Origin of the sequence: uncultured Desulfovibrio sp., from assembly GCF_944324505.1 — a bacterium.
Classification (GTDB): Bacteria; Desulfobacterota; Desulfovibrionia; order Desulfovibrionales; family Desulfovibrionaceae; genus Desulfovibrio.
Genome location: NZ_CALUWO010000005.1, coordinates 162981 through 178280 on the forward strand (window position 1 = coordinate 162981; position 15300 = coordinate 178280).

The 15300-nt window shown below is 65.1% G+C and carries 13 protein-coding genes; 9 read left to right on the forward strand and 4 right to left on the reverse strand.

Annotated features, from left to right (window positions below):
* The first annotated feature begins 59 nt into the window (after positions 1 to 59).
* From Q0J57_RS07260 to Q0J57_RS07275, 4 genes are all read left to right on the forward strand, one after another.
* Positions 60 to 914 (forward strand): 1,4-dihydroxy-6-naphthoate synthase, encoded by an 855-nt coding sequence (locus Q0J57_RS07260; protein WP_297218746.1) that lies wholly within the window; start codon positions 60 to 62, stop codon positions 912 to 914.
* Positions 915 to 957: 43 nt separating this feature from the next.
* The gene (locus Q0J57_RS07265) at positions 958 to 2391 is read left to right on the forward strand and encodes an MATE family efflux transporter (protein WP_297218749.1); all 1434 of its coding nucleotides are present in this window, start codon (positions 958 to 960) and stop codon (positions 2389 to 2391) included.
* Positions 2392 to 2624: 233 nt separating this feature from the next.
* Entirely contained in the window at positions 2625 to 3377 is a 753-nt protein-coding gene (locus Q0J57_RS07270; RefSeq protein WP_297218750.1) for a CerR family C-terminal domain-containing protein, read from the forward strand.
* A 30-nt stretch (positions 3378 to 3407) separates the two neighbouring features.
* Positions 3408 to 7739 (forward strand): acyl-CoA dehydratase activase-related protein, encoded by a 4332-nt coding sequence (locus tag Q0J57_RS07275; RefSeq protein WP_297218752.1) that lies wholly within the window; start codon positions 3408 to 3410, stop codon positions 7737 to 7739.
* A gap of 139 nt (positions 7740 to 7878) precedes the next feature.
* Here the strand turns inward: Q0J57_RS07275 and Q0J57_RS07280 are convergent, their stop codons facing one another.
* The 3 genes from Q0J57_RS07280 to Q0J57_RS07290 are packed head-to-tail and all read right to left on the reverse strand — an operon-like array spanning position 7879 to position 10209.
* The gene (locus Q0J57_RS07280) at positions 7879 to 8481 is read right to left on the reverse strand and encodes a bifunctional nuclease family protein (protein ID WP_297218753.1); all 603 of its coding nucleotides are present in this window, start codon (positions 8479 to 8481) and stop codon (positions 7879 to 7881) included.
* Positions 8474 to 9826: a tRNA (N6-isopentenyl adenosine(37)-C2)-methylthiotransferase MiaB gene (gene miaB, locus Q0J57_RS07285; RefSeq protein ID WP_297218755.1), complete on the reverse strand. Its 1353-nt coding sequence runs from the start codon at positions 9824 to 9826 to the stop codon at positions 8474 to 8476. The genes Q0J57_RS07280 and miaB overlap by 8 nt, the downstream gene beginning before the upstream one ends.
* 2 nt (positions 9827 to 9828) lie before the next feature.
* Positions 9829 to 10209, reverse strand: a complete 381-nt coding sequence (locus Q0J57_RS07290; RefSeq protein ID WP_297218757.1) for a hypothetical protein — start codon at positions 10207 to 10209, stop codon at positions 9829 to 9831.
* Between the two features lie 160 nt (positions 10210 to 10369).
* Between Q0J57_RS07290 and Q0J57_RS07295 the strand changes: the two genes are divergently transcribed.
* Positions 10370 to 10930 (forward strand): hypothetical protein, encoded by a 561-nt coding sequence (locus Q0J57_RS07295; protein ID WP_297218759.1) that lies wholly within the window; start codon positions 10370 to 10372, stop codon positions 10928 to 10930.
* Positions 10931 to 11008: 78 nt separating this feature from the next.
* On the opposite strand, the gene Q0J57_RS07300 is transcribed toward Q0J57_RS07295, so the two are convergent.
* Positions 11009 to 11287, reverse strand: coding sequence for a DUF5334 family protein (locus Q0J57_RS07300; protein WP_297218761.1), 279 nt, complete (start codon positions 11285 to 11287; stop codon positions 11009 to 11011).
* Between Q0J57_RS07300 and moaA the strand changes: the two genes are divergently transcribed.
* From moaA to Q0J57_RS07320, 4 genes are all read left to right on the forward strand, one after another.
* On the forward strand, positions 11286 to 12350 hold the full coding sequence (moaA, locus tag Q0J57_RS07305; protein ID WP_363315467.1) for a GTP 3',8-cyclase MoaA: 1065 nt from the start codon (positions 11286 to 11288) through the stop codon (positions 12348 to 12350). The genes Q0J57_RS07300 and moaA overlap by 2 nt on opposite strands.
* 20 nt (positions 12351 to 12370) lie before the next feature.
* Positions 12371 to 12982 (forward strand): Holliday junction branch migration protein RuvA, encoded by a 612-nt coding sequence (gene ruvA / locus Q0J57_RS07310; RefSeq protein WP_297218763.1) that lies wholly within the window; start codon positions 12371 to 12373, stop codon positions 12980 to 12982.
* Positions 12983 to 13261: 279 nt separating this feature from the next.
* Positions 13262 to 14326, forward strand: coding sequence for a Holliday junction branch migration DNA helicase RuvB (ruvB, locus tag Q0J57_RS07315; RefSeq protein WP_297218765.1), 1065 nt, complete (start codon positions 13262 to 13264; stop codon positions 14324 to 14326).
* A 60-nt stretch (positions 14327 to 14386) separates the two neighbouring features.
* The gene (locus Q0J57_RS07320) at positions 14387 to 15082 is read left to right on the forward strand and encodes a DUF6198 family protein (RefSeq protein ID WP_297218767.1); all 696 of its coding nucleotides are present in this window, start codon (positions 14387 to 14389) and stop codon (positions 15080 to 15082) included.
* Positions 15083 to 15300 lie beyond the last annotated feature (218 nt).

A 15300-nucleotide genomic window follows, 5' to 3' on the forward strand; every position in this document is an offset into this window, starting at 1 on the left:
CAAGGGGCATGCCGGCCTTTCCGGCCTTCGGTCCCGTTCTGTCTTGCAAGGAGAAAATCATGGCTGTCACCTCACCCGACATGGTGCTGGGCCTGTCCCCCTGTCCCAATGATACCTTTATTTTTCATGCCCTGCTGCACGGCCTTGTGCCGTCCCCCTGCCACTTCCGGCCCCATATGGCCGATGTGGAGGAGCTGAACGCCCTGGCCCTGCGCGGCGAGCTGCCCGTGACCAAGATTTCGGTGGGCGTACTGCCCCACATTATGGATACCTATGCCGTACTTTCCGCCGGCAGCGCGCTGGGCTGGGGCTGCGGCCCGCTGGTGGTGGCCCGCGAAGCCCTGTCGCCGGAAGCGCAGCGCACGGCCCGGGTGGCCGTACCGGGCCTCATGACCACGGCCAATCAGCTGCTGACGCTCACGGGCCGCTTTCAGGGGCCGCGTGACGAGATGCTTTTCAGCCACGTCATGGATGCCGTGCTGGACGGCCGGGCCGATGCGGGCGTCATCATTCATGAAGGGCGCTTTACCTACGGCGAGCGCGGCCTGGTGAAGCTGCTTGACCTGGGCGAATGGTGGGAGGCCACCTACCATGCGCCGCTGCCGCTGGGCGTCATCGTGATCCGCCGGGATGTGGACCCCGCGCTGGTGCAGGCCATTGACCGGGCCATTGCCGCCAGCCTGGCCCATGCCTGGGAATGCCCGGCAGATTCGGCGGACTATATCCGCGCCCATGCCCAGGAGCTGTCCGACGAGGTGACCCAGGCGCATATCCGCACCTTTGTGACGGAGTTCAGCCGCGATCTGGGCGAGCGGGGACGGGAGGCCGTGCAACGGCTGGTGGAGCAGGGCGCGGCCGCGCTGGGACGGTCCCTGCCGGCAGAGGGCCTTTTCGTGCCTGCCGCCCGGGCCTGAGGCCCGGACAGACGGCTGCATGCAGGAACTGACGGAAGGAGACATGTTTCGGACGGTGTTTTCGCCTGCCGAGGCGCGGCGCTTTGTGTCGCTGGGGCTGCCCGTGCTGGTGGCCCAGACCTCGCAGATAGGCATGAGTTTTGTGGATACGGCCATGAGCGGCCAGTTCAGTACCACGGACATGGCCGCCGTGGCCGTATCCGGCTCCATCTGGGCGCCCATTTCCCTGCTGGGGGTGGGCTGCCTGCTGGCGCTGTCGCCTATGAGCGCCCATCTGGTGGGGGCGGGGCGGCGGGCCGAATGTGCCCATCTGCTGCGCCAGGGCATCTGGCTGAGCCTCTTTCTCAGCGTGCTGCTCATGAGTCTCTTTCAGCTGCTGTCCCGCCATCTGGACCTCTTTGGGCTGGAAGGGCGCATGGCGGAACTGGCCGGGGGCTATCTGCGGGCCATGCTCTGGGGGCTGCCCGGCTTCATGCTCTTTGTCAACATCCGCAGTTTTCTGGAGGGCTTCTCGCGCACGCGGCCGGCCATGATCGTGGGCCTGCTGGGCCTCATGCTCAATGTGCCGGTGAACTATGTGTTCATTTACGGCAAGCTGGGGCTGCCCGCCCTGGGGGCAGTGGGCTGCGGTGTGGCCACATCCCTGTGCTACTGGTTCATGGCCCTGTGCATGTTCTTTTATGTGCGTCGCGACAGCAGCTACCGCAGCCTGCGGCCGCTGTTCCGTCCGCTGCTCTTCCCGTCCTGCGCCAGGCCGCGCCCCGAAGACGGAACGCCGTTTCCGCGCTTTGACGGCGCGCTGGTGCTGCGTATTCTGCGCATCGGCTTTCCGGGGGCGCTGGCCCTCTGCTTCGAGGTTTCCCTGTTCACCGTAAGCGCCATTCTGCTGGCGCCTCTGGGGGAAATCGTGGTGGCCGGGCATCAGATTGCCTCCAATTTCAGTGCGCTGATCTTCATGCTGCCCCTTTCCCTGCAGATCACGGCCACCATACGCGTGGGCCACTTCCTGGGGGCGGGGCGCGTGTGGCGGGCGCGTGTGGTGGGGCGCACGGCCCTGTGCCTGGGCATGGCCTGTTCCCTGGTCATGGCCTGCCTGACCATGCTCTTCCGTCAGGAAATCATTGCCATCTACATTGATGATGCCAGGGTGGCCGCCCTGACCATGGGACTGCTGCCCCTCATGGCGGCCTATCAGCTTGTGGATGCCATTCAGACCGTGAGCATCGGCATCCTGCGTGCCTACAATGACACGCGCATCATCTCGCTGATCTGTCTGGTGTCCTACTGGGGCATCGGCCTGCCCCTGGGCTTCACCCTGTCCCGCACCAGCCTGCTGACCCCGGCCCCGCTGGGGGCACAGGGCTTCTGGATAGCCTATCTGCTGGCTCTGGGCTTTGGCGCCCTCTGCTATAGCCTGCGCCTGCGCGTGCTGAACCGTCTGGGCACGGGCGCCGTCATGCAGAAGATCCAGCGCTGACCGCCGCTCCGGCAGGGCCGAAGGGCCTGGCCCCTTGCGACGCATGCCGCTGCTTCCCGCCACCGTCAGGGGCTGCCGGCGGGCCTGTGCCGGCACGGGCCGCGGGACGACATCCTGCCGGTAACAAAGAGAAACATTCCTTTTGTTGAAATTTAAATTTGAATTAGATATTCTAAGCAGTGCGCCCCCATCCATGGGCGCCAATCCACGGCTCAGGCCATGTCGAGGAAGCCATGCCCAGCAGACAGGCCGCCCCATCGGCGGAAGACGACAGTATTGTGATACGCCCCATGCGGGGTGACGGCGAGCAGACCCGCGCCCGCATCATCGAAACAGCCGGACACCTCATGGCGGAAAACGGCTTTGCTCAGACCACCAGCAAGAGCATCTGCGAGGCGGCGCAGGTCAATATGGCGGCCATCAACTACTATTTCGGCAGCCGCGAGGGGCTGTACATTGCCGTGCTGGAAGATGTGCATGACCGTCTGCTCAACCGGGAATTTCTGGAACGCCTGGCCGACGAGGCCATCCCGGCCCGCCGGAAGATGCAGCGCATTCTGGCAGCCCTCTGTTCGGGCCTGACGGCGCCGCAGCAGCAGTGGCTCATGCGCGCCTGGGCGCGGGAAATCGTGGCCCCGTCCGAATACCTCCAGGACGTGATGCGCCGGGTGGTCTGCACCAAGGTGCAGATCGTCAAGGACATTGTGAGCGAGATGACGGGCATTCCCCAGAGCAAGCCGGAGCTGGAGTGCTGCCTCATCAGCGCCCTGGGGCCGTTCATGCTGCTGCTGGTGACAGACAGAAAATTTTTGCAGCTGCTTGTGCCGCGCCTGTGTCATACGCCCGGTATCCATGGCTATATGGGCGAGATGGCCATGATCGTGCTGGATGCCGCTGCCCGGAGCTGGCAGCGGCGCGGAAAGCTGCCCACTGAATTTGCCTGTGCGGATGACGGCGCGACCGGCGCCGGCCCGCACGGGGCCTGATTGCCGCGGATGCGGAAGGATAGGAGAAGCATGGACGATTCCGTCTTGTTCCTGGGGCTGGATGCCGGTTCCACCACTGTCAAGCTGGCCCTGACCGACAGTCAGGGCAATCTGCTGGAGGCCATTTACCGGCGCCACGGGGCTGCCGTGCGGCTGACCCTGTGTGACCTGCTGGACGAGCTGGCTGCCCGCCGGCCCGGCCTGCGGGTGCGTGCGGCCATTACCGGCTCGGCCGCGCTGCGTCTGGCCCAGACGCTGGAGCTGCCCTTTGTGCAGGAGGTGCTGGCCACGTCGCGCGCCATTTCCGTCCTGGCGCCCAGAACGGATGTGGCTGTGGAGCTGGGCGGCGAAGACGCCAAGATCATCTATTTTTCCGACGGGTCGGATAATCTGCGCATGAACGAGGCCTGCGCCGGGGGAACCGGGGCCTTCATCGACCAGATGGCCACCCTGCTGCATACGGACGCCCAGGGCCTCAACGACCTGGCCCTGCGGCATACCACCATCTATCCCATTGCCTCGCGCTGCGGCGTCTTTGCCAAGACCGACGTGGTGCCCCTGCTCAATGAAGGGGCGGCGCGCGAGGACCTGGCCGCCTCCATCTTTCAGGCCGTGGTGGAACAGACCATCGGCGGTCTGGCCTGCGGGCATCCCATCCGCGGCCGTGTGGCCTTTCTGGGCGGACCGCTGCATTTTCTGTCCGCCCTGCGGGAGCGCTTCATCGAAACGCTGCACCTTGCGCCGGAAGAGGTCATGAATGTGCCCGATGCCCAGTACATCGTGGCCCGCGGCACGGCCCTGAGCCTGGTGCCGCTGGCGGGGCAGCCCCGGCCCGTGCAGTCGGCGCCGGTGGATGTGGCGGAGCTGGCCCGGCGCGCCCGCAACCGGATTCCCGAAGGGGAGGGGGCCAGTGCGCTGCCGCCGCTCTTTGCCAGCGAGGAGGAGTACGAGACCTTTCGCCGGCGTCATGCCTCCGGCGCCGTGCCCCGCTGCCCGCTGGAAGATGCCCGCGGTCCCCTCTATCTGGGGGTGGACCTGGGGTCCACCACGGTCAAGGCCGTGCTGACCGATCGCGAGGGCGCCGTCATCACCACATGGTATCGCCGCAATCAGGGCGACCCCCTGTCCGAGCTGCTGCCCTTTGTGGCGGACCTGGTGGACAGCCTGCCCCAGGGCGCCTGGATAGAGGACAGCGCCTGCACCGGCTATGGCGCCGGCTTTGCCCAGGCGGCCCTGGGATCGTCCATGACCGAAGTGGAAACCGTGGCCCATCTCAAGGCCGCCTGCCGGCTGGTGCCGGAAACCAGCTATGTCATCGACATCGGCGGCCAGGACATGAAGTGCCTCAAGGCGCGGGACGGCTGCATTGCCGGCGTCACGCTCAACGAAGCCTGCTCCGCCGGCTGCGGCGCCTTTCTGGAAACCTTTGCCCAGAGCCTCAACCTGAGCATGGAAGACTTTGTGCGGGCGGCGCTCTTTGCCCGGCATCCCGTGGACCTGGGGTCCCGCTGCACGGTCTTCATGAATTCCAAGGTCAAGCAGGCCCAGAAGGAAGGCGCGGAAATCGGCGACATTGCTGCCGGCCTCTGCTATTCCGTCATACGCAACGCCCTGTACAAGGTGCTGCGTCTGCGCAGCCCCGACGAGCTGGGCGACAAGGTGCTGGTGCAGGGGGGATCCTTCATGAACGACGCCCTGCTGCGCGTCATGGAACGCCTGCTGGGGCGCGAGGTTTTCCGGCCGGATATTGCGGGCCTCATGGGGGCCTACGGGGCGGCCCTGCTGGTGGCCCGGCGTCCTGTGACCGAAGGCAGCCGCCATCCCCTGGAGTCCGCGGCCCTGCGCTCCCTGCGCATTGAAACCCGGCGCCTGCGCTGTCAGGGCTGCGGCAATCATTGCCGCCTGACGCTCAACCGCTTCTCCAACGGTCGGCGCTTTGTTTCCGGCAATCGCTGCGAGCGCGGCGCCGGACAGAACGGAACGCCGGGCGAGGGCGGTCACGCGCCCATGCCCAATATCTATGCCTGGAAGAACAGGCGCCTCTTTGCCTATACGCCGCTGGACGCGGCCCAGGCCCCGCGCGGCGAGCTGGGCATTCCCCGTGTGCTCAATATCTATGAGCACTATCCCTTCTGGTTTACCTTCTTTACCCATCTGGGCTTCCGCGTGATCCTTTCGCCGCCGTCGGACAAGGACATCTTTGACCTGGGCCTGTCCTCCATGCCGTCGCAGACGGTCTGCTATCCGGCCAAGCTGGCGCACGGGCATGTGACGGCCCTGCTGCGCCAGGGGGTGAAGCGCATTTTCTTCCCCTGCCTGCCCCGCGAGCGGGGGGATGCCATCACCAAGGCCAATGGCTACAACTGCCCCGTGGTGTCGGGCTATCCCGAGGTCATCCGCCTCAATATCGACGAGGTTCGCGAACAGGGGGTGCGTCTGCACACGCCCTTTGTGTCGCTGCAGAGCCTGGATGCGCTGGTGGACTGCCTGTACAAGGAAATGGACCTGCCCCGCGCCGAACTGCGCGAGGCCGGGCGGGCGGCCCTGGAGGAATTCGAGGCTTACCGCGCCGAGCTACGGGCCGAGGGAGAGCGCATTCTGGAACTGGTCCGCGAGAGCGGCGGGCTGGGCATTGTGCTGTGCGGGCGGCCCTACCATGTGGACCCGGCCGTGCACCATGGCCTGCCGGACTACATTGCCTCCCTGGGCGCGGCCGTGCTCAGCGAAGACAGCGTGGCTCACCTGGGCCGGGAGGACGAAAACCTGCGGGTGCTGGACCAGTGGAGCTACCATTCCCGCCTGTACCGGGCCAGCACCCTGGTCTGCGAGCGGCCGGAGCTGGAACTGGTGCAGCTGACGTCCTTCGGCTGCGGGCTGGATGCCATCACCAGCGATCAGGTGGCGGAGCTGCTGCAACGTGCCGGGCGCCTGCATACCCTGATCAAGATTGACGAGGGGGCATCGCTGGGGGCGGCACGCATCCGCATCCGTTCGCTCATGGCTGCGGTGCGCGAACGGCGCGAGGCTGCCGTGCGGCGCACCGTGCGGCGCAGTCCCGTGCCGCGGGCCATCTTTACCAAGGCCATGCGCGAAACCCATACCATCCTTGCCCCGCAGATGTCCCCCCTGCATTTTGACATTCTCAAGGATGTCATCAACCATTCGGGCTATCATCTGGATGTGCTGCCCTCGGTGAGTCCGCGGGCCATTGAGCTTGGCCTGACCTATGTGCATAACGATGCCTGCTATCCGGCCATCGTGGTCATCGGCCAGCTGCTGGATGCGCTGACCAGCGGCCAGTGCGATCCCCAGCGTACGGCGCTCATGCTGGCCCAGACCTGCGGCCCCTGCCGCGCCAGCAATTATCCGGCCCTGCTGCGCAAGGCTCTGCAGGAGGCCGGCTTTCCCCAGGTGCCCGTGCTCACCATGACCAGCGGCAATATCAACCGCCATCCCGGTTTCAGCATCTCGGCCCGGCTTTTCCACCGCATGGTGCTGGGCTGCCTGTACGGCGACATGCTGCAACGCGTGAGCATGTCCTGCCGCAGCAACGAACTGCACCCCGGCGATACGGACAGCCTGCTGGAATCCTGGATGCGGCGGGCGCGTTCCAGCGCCTCCGCAGGGGACAATACGGTCTTCCGCACGCACATGTCGGAGATTGTCAGCGATTTTTCCCAGATCAAGCTGGATGGCGTGCCGCGGCCGCGGGTGGGCATTGTGGGCGAAATCCTGCTCAAGTACCATCCGGATGCCAATAACCACGTGGTGCAGCGCATCCGCGAGGAAGGGGGCGAACCGGTGCTCACCGACCTCATGGACTTTTTCCTCTACTGCTCCATGGATCCGGTCTATTCCTGGCGTCGTCTGGGCGGGCGCATTCTGCCGGCCCTCACAAGCTGGCTGTTCATCCGCCGGGTGGAAGGGCTGCGCAAGGCCATGCGCCGTGCCCTGCAGGGCAGCCGCTTTATGCCGGCATCGCGCATCGGCGATCTGGCCAGCAGCGTCCGGGGCATCATTTCACGGGGCAATCAGGCCGGCGAGGGCTGGCTGCTCACGGCGGAAATGCTGGAATTCATGGATCACGGGGTCAATAACGTGCTGTGCCTGCAACCCTTCGGCTGCCTGCCCAACCATATCACGGGCAAGGGCGTCATGAAGGAACTGAAGCGCCTGCGCCCCGGGGCCAACCTCATGGCCGTGGACTACGACCCCGGCAGCAGCGAGGCCAATCAGCTCAACCGCATCAAGCTCTTCATGGCCGTGGCACACAGCCACATGGATATGGCCCGGCAGGACGGGCAGGGCGTGCCGCCGGCCACGGCGGGCGACCTGCGCGCGGCACAGGCGCCGGGCCGCTGAACCGGTCAGGGGCATCCGCAAGCCGCAGGCAGGCGACATCCGGGCGACACTTGAAAGGCATTGGGGAGGCCCCTTGGCCGGCTTCTGGGCCGGCCTGGGGTGGCCGGCTCCGGGCGTGCTGCGGCCCGGAGCGGTGTGCTTACATCCTGCGCGGGGTATCCGGTTCCAGCTCGCGCAGCAGGTCCCGGTAGCGCCGTTCGTCGTCAGGATCGGCATGCGGCAGGGACAGCCCCCGCGACAGCCGCCCGGCAAGGCTGTCGGCCTCGCGCCGGGCTTCCATCTGGCGGGCCATGTCCGTAGCGGCATCCGGGCGCTGGGGGGCGGGCGCGGTCGTTTGTTCCGCACCGGGGGCATGGTCGTCCAGGCCCAGCAGGGAGGGACGCACATAGATGGGCGCACGGGCACGCAGGGCCAGGGCCACGGCATCGGCGGGCCGGCTGTCCAGACGGATGGTGCGTCCTTCGGCACGGATGGTCAGGGTGGCATAGTAGATGCCGTCGCGCAGGTCCGAGATTTCCACGGCGGAAAGCCGGGCATCCAGCGCCCTGAGGCTCATGAGCATGAGATCATGGGCCAGGGGGCGCGGCAGGGCTTCGCCGTTGAGCACCAGGGAAACGGACATGGCTTCCATGGCGCCCATAAGCAGCATGAGGGTGGCATCGCCATCCACCTGGCGCAGCCAGATGACCGGGGTTTTCCGGTCGGGTGCCAGCCCCAGGGACGTGACGTGCACTTCAATCATCACCGCGCTCCGGCAGGGGAGCTTCCCCGACCAGGCTGTGGCGGTGGGCATGGCGGATGCGCGTGCGGACCATGCGCCCCGTATGCTCGCCTGCGGGCATGGGCACATGCACCAGCGCGCCGTAAGGATCGCGGCCCTGCCAGCTTTCGTCGTCTCCGGGGGTGTCGCGGCGGCTGCGTTCTTCCAGCAGCACGTCCGTTTCCTGCCCCACGCGCTGTGCCAGCCAGGTCTGCGAAAGCGTATCCTGCAGGGCCTGAAGGCGCAGCAGGCGGTCCTGCTGCACATCCGGCGGAATCTTGTCCAGAAAGCGGCTGGCACTGGTGCCGGGCCGGTCCGAATAGCAGAAGGAAAAACTGGACATGAAGTTGCAGGCGCGCATCATGTCCAGCGTCTGGAGAAAATCGTCCTCGCTTTCGCCGGGAAAGCCCACAATGAGGTCCGTGGACAGGGCAATGTCCGGGCAGGCGGCGCGCAGCTGTTCCACCAGCGCCAGAAAGCGCGCGGCATCATACTTGCGGCCCATGCGTTTGAGCACGGCATCGGAGCCGGCCTGCAGGGGCAGGTGCAGACGGGGGCAGAGGTGCTCCAGCTCGCCGAAGGCGGCCACATCTTCCGGTCCCATATCCTTGGGATGGGGGGTGACATAGCGCAGGCGGGCCAGGCCGGGCAGGGCGTTCACGGCGTCAAGCAGCTGCCGGAAGGAGGTGCCGTCGCCGCTTTTGTCCCGGCCGAAGGCATTGACGTTCTGTCCCAGCAGGGTCACTTCCGAGGCACCGGAGGCCAGCAGGGCGCGGCAGTCGGCCAGGATGGCAGGCGTCAGGCGCGATTTCTGGCGGCCGCGCGTAAAGGGCACGATGCAGTAGGCGCAGAAATTGTCGCAGCCCTGCATGATGTTCACGTGGCCGGCTGCTGCCCGGGGCAGGGGTGCCCCGGCTTCGCGCTCCTCGTAATGGCTGGTGAAGTCCAGCAGCGAGAGGCGCAGGGCCGGATCCTCCAGCAGGCGTTCGATGGCCGCCGGGGCCGAGGCAATGCCGTCGCTGCCGGCCACCAGACGCACCTGCCGGTGGCGGAACAGGTTTTCGCCCAGCTGCTGGGCCACGCAGCCGGTCACGCCCACGAGCACGCGCGGCGAATTGCCGGTGATCTGGCGGATGCGCCCCAGGGTGCTCATGACCTTGAGTTCGGGCTTTTCGCGCACGGAACAGGTATTGACCACAATGACCTGCGCCTCTTCCGGGGCAGCCTCGCAGAAGCCGCGGGCCTCCAGGGCACGCGCCAGCCACTGCGAGTCGTGGACATTCATCTGGCAGCCAAAGGTGATGATGTGAAAGCTGTGCTCTTTCATGCCTACTGCTCGGGATTGCCGGGGTGTCCGCCGAAGAAGCCGGCATCTTCGCCGGCATCCATTTCCAGGGCACTCACGCGGTCTTCCAGCCATTCCAGCACGGCTCTGGCCGTGTGGTAGTTCATGAGCACGCGGGAGTGGACCTGGCGGACCACTTCGCGCACGCTGTTGCTTTCATCCAGCGGCAGTTCCGGCCCCACGGAGCCATCGGGAGCGATGAGGCATTCGGAGGCGCCGGGCAGGCGGTCGCTTTCATGGTAGAAATTCAGCTCGATTTCCCCCTGGGGATTGATGCCCCCCCAGACGCCGTGGGCGGCATGCAGGCGGGTTTCGGGGTTCATTCTGTAGATATAGCGGATCTTTTCGGGATGGTCGGTACTCATGCTGTCTCCTTGACAAAAAGGACGAGCGGAATGGTAAAGAAGAGGGGGTATGAAGTAAAGTGCCGGCAGGTTCCTGGACATCCCGCCAGCCCCCTTGACGGAGCCGGCGTCGTGGTGCCACAATTTCCCCCCAATATCAGCCTGATGACAAGGAGCAACTGTGAGCGATATCACCATAACGGAACATGAAGTCTTGCCCTATTTTGACATGGAGGGCTTCATGACCCTGTGTCAGGAAAGCCGCCTGGGCGGAGCTGTGCTGGAACGCCTTGTGCGTCTGTGGGGCGAATGGCTGCCGGAACTCAAGGTTGTGGAAATCAGCACCGGCAAGACCGCCTATCTGGCGGTGTGGCTGCCAGAAAGTGTGGAACAGGCCGTGGATGCCCGGTGGGAAAAGGCCCCTTCCGATGGCTGGCAGGACAACAACCTGGCCCAGTTCATGTGCATGTGCGCCGTGAAGGAAATCCTGCCTGAAGTGGAGGACGCCGGCTGTGCGCCTGCCCCGCGCCCCACCGAAAGCCTGAAGCAGGCCCTTGCCGGTCTGGGCCTTGAATACAAGGCCAATCAGTCCACGCTCAACCGGCGCTTTGCGCTGGTGACCCACTATCCCTTCAAGGGGGGCTGTGAAATCTGCCATCTGCAGGAACACTGCCCCAAGGCCCAGGGCCAGGGACCGAGCACCAGCGTGCTGCTGCCTGGTTACGAGGAAGGCCGGGACTGATCCCGCCGTTTTCGCCGGTGCCTGCTCCAGAGCGGGCGCCGGCACGCCGGGCCGTCCTCCGCCGGAAGCGCTGGCCGGCTAGCGTCCTTCCATGACCAGCGTGCGCCTGCCGCCGTCAGGTGTGATGACCACCACCTCCACCGTGCGGCTGTTGCGCAGCACGCTTTCCACAAGGCAGGTGGTGGTGATATCCGTGGAGTAGTCCCGCACGTCCACATTTTCACCCTTGGTGGGCAGGGCGTCGGGAATGATCTCGACCAGTTCGGCCGAGTCGGCATCAAATCCGTCCCAGGCCATGGCCGGCCGGGTGCACAGGAGCAGGGCGGGCAGAGCCGCCATCAAGAGCAGGTTTTTCATGAGTGCTTCTGTAAATCGAAAAGAGTGTCTTGGCAACTGCCGCGCAGCAGGGGAGGGCGCAAGGACGCTTTCCCTTGCCGACATGCGGGGCAGGGTGGTGCGCTATTTGCGGCTCTCCATCACGGACCGGTGCAATCTGCGCTGTCTGTATTGCAGCAGCAATGCCCGGCACAGCTTCATTCCCCATGAAAATGTGCTGCGCTATGAGGAAATGCTGCGCATGGTGGGGGCCATGCAGCGCCTTGGCGTGCAGAAAGTCCGCCTTACCGGGGGAGAACCGTTTGCCCGCCGGGGCTGCGGCGACTTTCTGGTCATGCTGCGGCGGCGCTTTCCGGCGCTGGATCTGCGCATCACCACCAACGGCACCCTGCTTTCCCAGAATCTGGACGCCCTGCGCGAGGCCCGAGTGAGCGCCGTCAATCTGTCGCTGGACAGCTTTGACCGGCAGACCTTTGCCCACGTGACCGGAAAGGACATGCTGCCCGATGTGCTTGGCGCCCTGGATGCCCTGCTGGCGGCGGGCATACGCGTCAAGATCAATGCCGTGGGCCTGCGGACCATCAATGACGGACAGATGGCTGACTTTGTGTATGCGGCACGCAGCCTGCCGGTGGATGTGCGCTTCATCGAATTCATGCCCATGGGGGGCGATACCTTGTGGAGCGATACCTACTTCTGGCCCGCCGCTGACATGCTGGCGGCGGCGCGGGACTGCACGGCGCTGGTCCCGCTGGCGCCTGAGCCGGGCAACGCCGGCCCGGCCCGCATGTATGCCCTGCCCGGCGGCCGGGGGCGCCTGGGTTTCATCACGCCCATGAGTAATCATTTCTGCAATGAATGCAATAGGTTGCGTATAACAAGCGATGGGCATCTGCGCACCTGCCTTTTTGCCGACAGGGAATACCGTCTGCGGGCCATCTTCCGCCATCCCCGTCTGGATGACGCGGCGCTGGACAGGGTGGTGCAGGCAGCCTGCCGGCGCAAGCCCCTGGGGGTGGACATCCTCAAGGCACGGCGTGGCGCGGCCGTGGCCACCAGCTCCATGTGGGGTATCGGCGGCTAGGGACGGCAAGGGGAGGAAGCATGATTGCCTATCTGGAAGGGGTGCAGGCCGAGGTCTGGGGCAGTAACTGCCTTGTGGTGACCCGGGGTGGCGTGGGCTATGAGGTGGCCCTGCCGGCGCATACGCTGTCGTCCCTGCCCGGCCGGGGGGAGCCGCTGGCCCTCTACACCAGTCTGGTGGTGCGCGAGGATGCACAGGAGCTGTACGGCTTTGCCACGTTTGAGGAACGGCAGACCTTTGAGGTGCTGACCTCCATCTCCAAGGTGGGCGCCCGCACCGCGCTGGGTATTTTGTCCATCTTCCGGCCCCAGGACCTGCGGCGCATTGTTCTGGAAGATGATGTGCTGGCCCTGACGCGCGTTTCCGGCATCGGCAAGAAAACGGCGGAACATGTCTTTCTGGAGCTGAAGTACAAGCTCAAGGTGGAGGATGCCCCGCAGGGGGCCGTGCTGACCGGCGATGCCCGCCCGGGGTCCGTCTTTCGGGATGTGCTGGATGGTCTGGCAAACCTTGGCTATGCCGAGGATGAATGCGCGCCGCTGGTCAAAAAGCTGCTGCTTGAGCAGCCGGACCTGGATGTCACCGGCGCCCTGAGAGCGGCCCTCAAGGGGCTGGCCCGCGGTCTGGGTTAGCACGCCTGCCAGGGCGCAGGAGGGCCGCTTGTGGTGTCGTGCCAGAGACCGGCAACCGGCTGCCGGGCGGCAAGCGGCAAAGCGGCAGCGTCGTATCCCCGTACAGCCGTTGCCTGGGCAATAGCGCAGGCAAGCGGCGGCAAGACACCCCCCTCGCGCTGGCCGGGAGCCTTTTGGGGGAAAACTCCCCGGAACACAGGCCGCGGAGCGTGACGCTGCGGGCGGAAAACCGTTGCCGCGGCAGCGCCGGCAGCGTTCCGGCATGGTGAAAAACGGCAAATGAGCAAGAACGGAGGGGATGGCCCGATGCCCGGCGCCCAGGATTTTTTTCATACGCCCGAAACCGCGGTCAGCCAGGATGCGGCCGCGCTGGATGAGAGCGTTCGCCCGCGTTCCCTGAACGATTTCATCGGGCAGGATGAACTGCGCGCCAATCTGCGCGTGTATCTGGATGCCGCCCGCGAGCGGGGCAGGGCGCTGGACCATACCCTGTTTTATGGCAATCCCGGTCTTGGCAAGACAACCCTTGCCCAGATCATGGCTGCGGAGCTGGGGGTCAACCTGGTCTGTACCTCCGGGCCGGTGCTGGAGCGCAGCGGAGACCTGGCAGCCATTCTCACCAATCTGTCACACAACGATCTGCTTTTTGTGGACGAAATCCACCGCATGCCAGTTGCCGTGGAGGAAGTGCTCTATCCCGCCATGGAGGACTTCAAGCTGGACCTGGTCATTGGCCAGGGGCCGGCCGCCCGTACCGTCAAGATCGACCTGGAACCCTTCACGCTGGTGGGGGCCACCACGCGCATGGGGCTTATTTCTTCACCGTTGCGTGACCGTTTCGGCATTGTGGCCCGCCTGGAATACTATGCGCCGCAGGACCTTGCCCGCATCGTCACACGCACGGCCCGCATTCTCGGCGTCTCCATCAGCCCGGACGGGGCGGAAGAAATCGGGCGGCGTTCGCGCGGCACCCCGCGCATCGCCAATCGTCTGCTGCGCCGTGTGCGGGACTTTGCCCTGGTGCACGGGCACACAACCATTACCGGACCACAGGCCGCCGAAGCCATGCAGCGCATGGATGTGGACCCGCTGGGGCTGGACCAGATGGACAGGCGCCTGCTGGAAGTGGTCATTCGGCATTACGATGGCGGCCCCGTGGGCATCAAGGCCCTGGCCGCGGCCTGTTCGGAAGAAGTGCGCACCATTGAGGAAATTTACGAACCCTATCTGATCCAGTGCGGCTTTCTCAAGCGCAGCCCTCGCGGGCGCATGGCCACCGCCAAGGCCTACCGGCATCTTGGGCTGCGCATGGGCAGGGGGGATGTGGGCAGCCTGCTGGAATAGCCGGCCAGGGCAGAAACAGCCCTCTTGCACAAAACATACCAATGGCGTATTCCCCTTTTCATGAAAACGAAAAAGGAAATCGCCAAACGTTACGGGGGCCTGTGTGTGGCCCTGCTGATCTGTTCTCTGGGGGTGGCCCTGACCACCAATGCCTATCTGGGCACAACGCCTATCAGCAGCCTGCCCTATGCGCTGACCTTCATGCTGCCGCTCAGTCTGGGCATGACCACCTTTCTGACCAATGTTGTTTTTCTGGCTGTGCAGAAAATTCTTCTGGGCAAACAGTTCGGTCTGGTTCAGCTGATGCAGCTGCCCGCGGTGTTGTATTTCGGCCTGGGCATTGACTTCTGGATGTGGGTCACCGAGCCGCTGGTGACAGACGACTACGTCTGGCAGATGGTCATGTGCGTGGGCGGCTCTGCTGTGCTCGGTCTGGGGATCAGTCTGGAAATCGTCTGCAATGCCACCGTCCTGCCGGGCGAGGGCATGGTCATTGCCATTGCGTACAAGACCAAAAAGATATTCGGGAATATCAAGGTGCTTTTCGATGTGTCCCTGGTTATTTCGGCGGCAGTGCTGTCCCTCGTCGTGCTGGGCGAAGTGGTGGGCCTGCGGGAAGGGACGCTCATTTCGGCCATTCTGGTGGGGCAGTTCGTGAAGCTGACCTCGCGTCTGGCCCGTCGGCTCAAACCGCTGTTCTGGACAGAGCATCAGCGGCACCTGGTGGCTCCCCGGAGCAAGCGGTCGTGGCGCTGAGGGCAGAAGCCCCGGCAGGGGCTTCTGGGAAAAATTTTGCCAGTTGTTACATTTTTGCTTGACTCCTGCGCAAAAGACGCGCATAAACGCACTTCGCGCCCGGGGGAAACGGCAAGTGCCCTTCGGGAGGCATTGACAAACGAAGAGCGAAGCACCGTGGAGCGGGCCGGACCGGGAAGAAATTTTCTCCGGCAGGCAGAAAGTGCTTGACAGCGGGC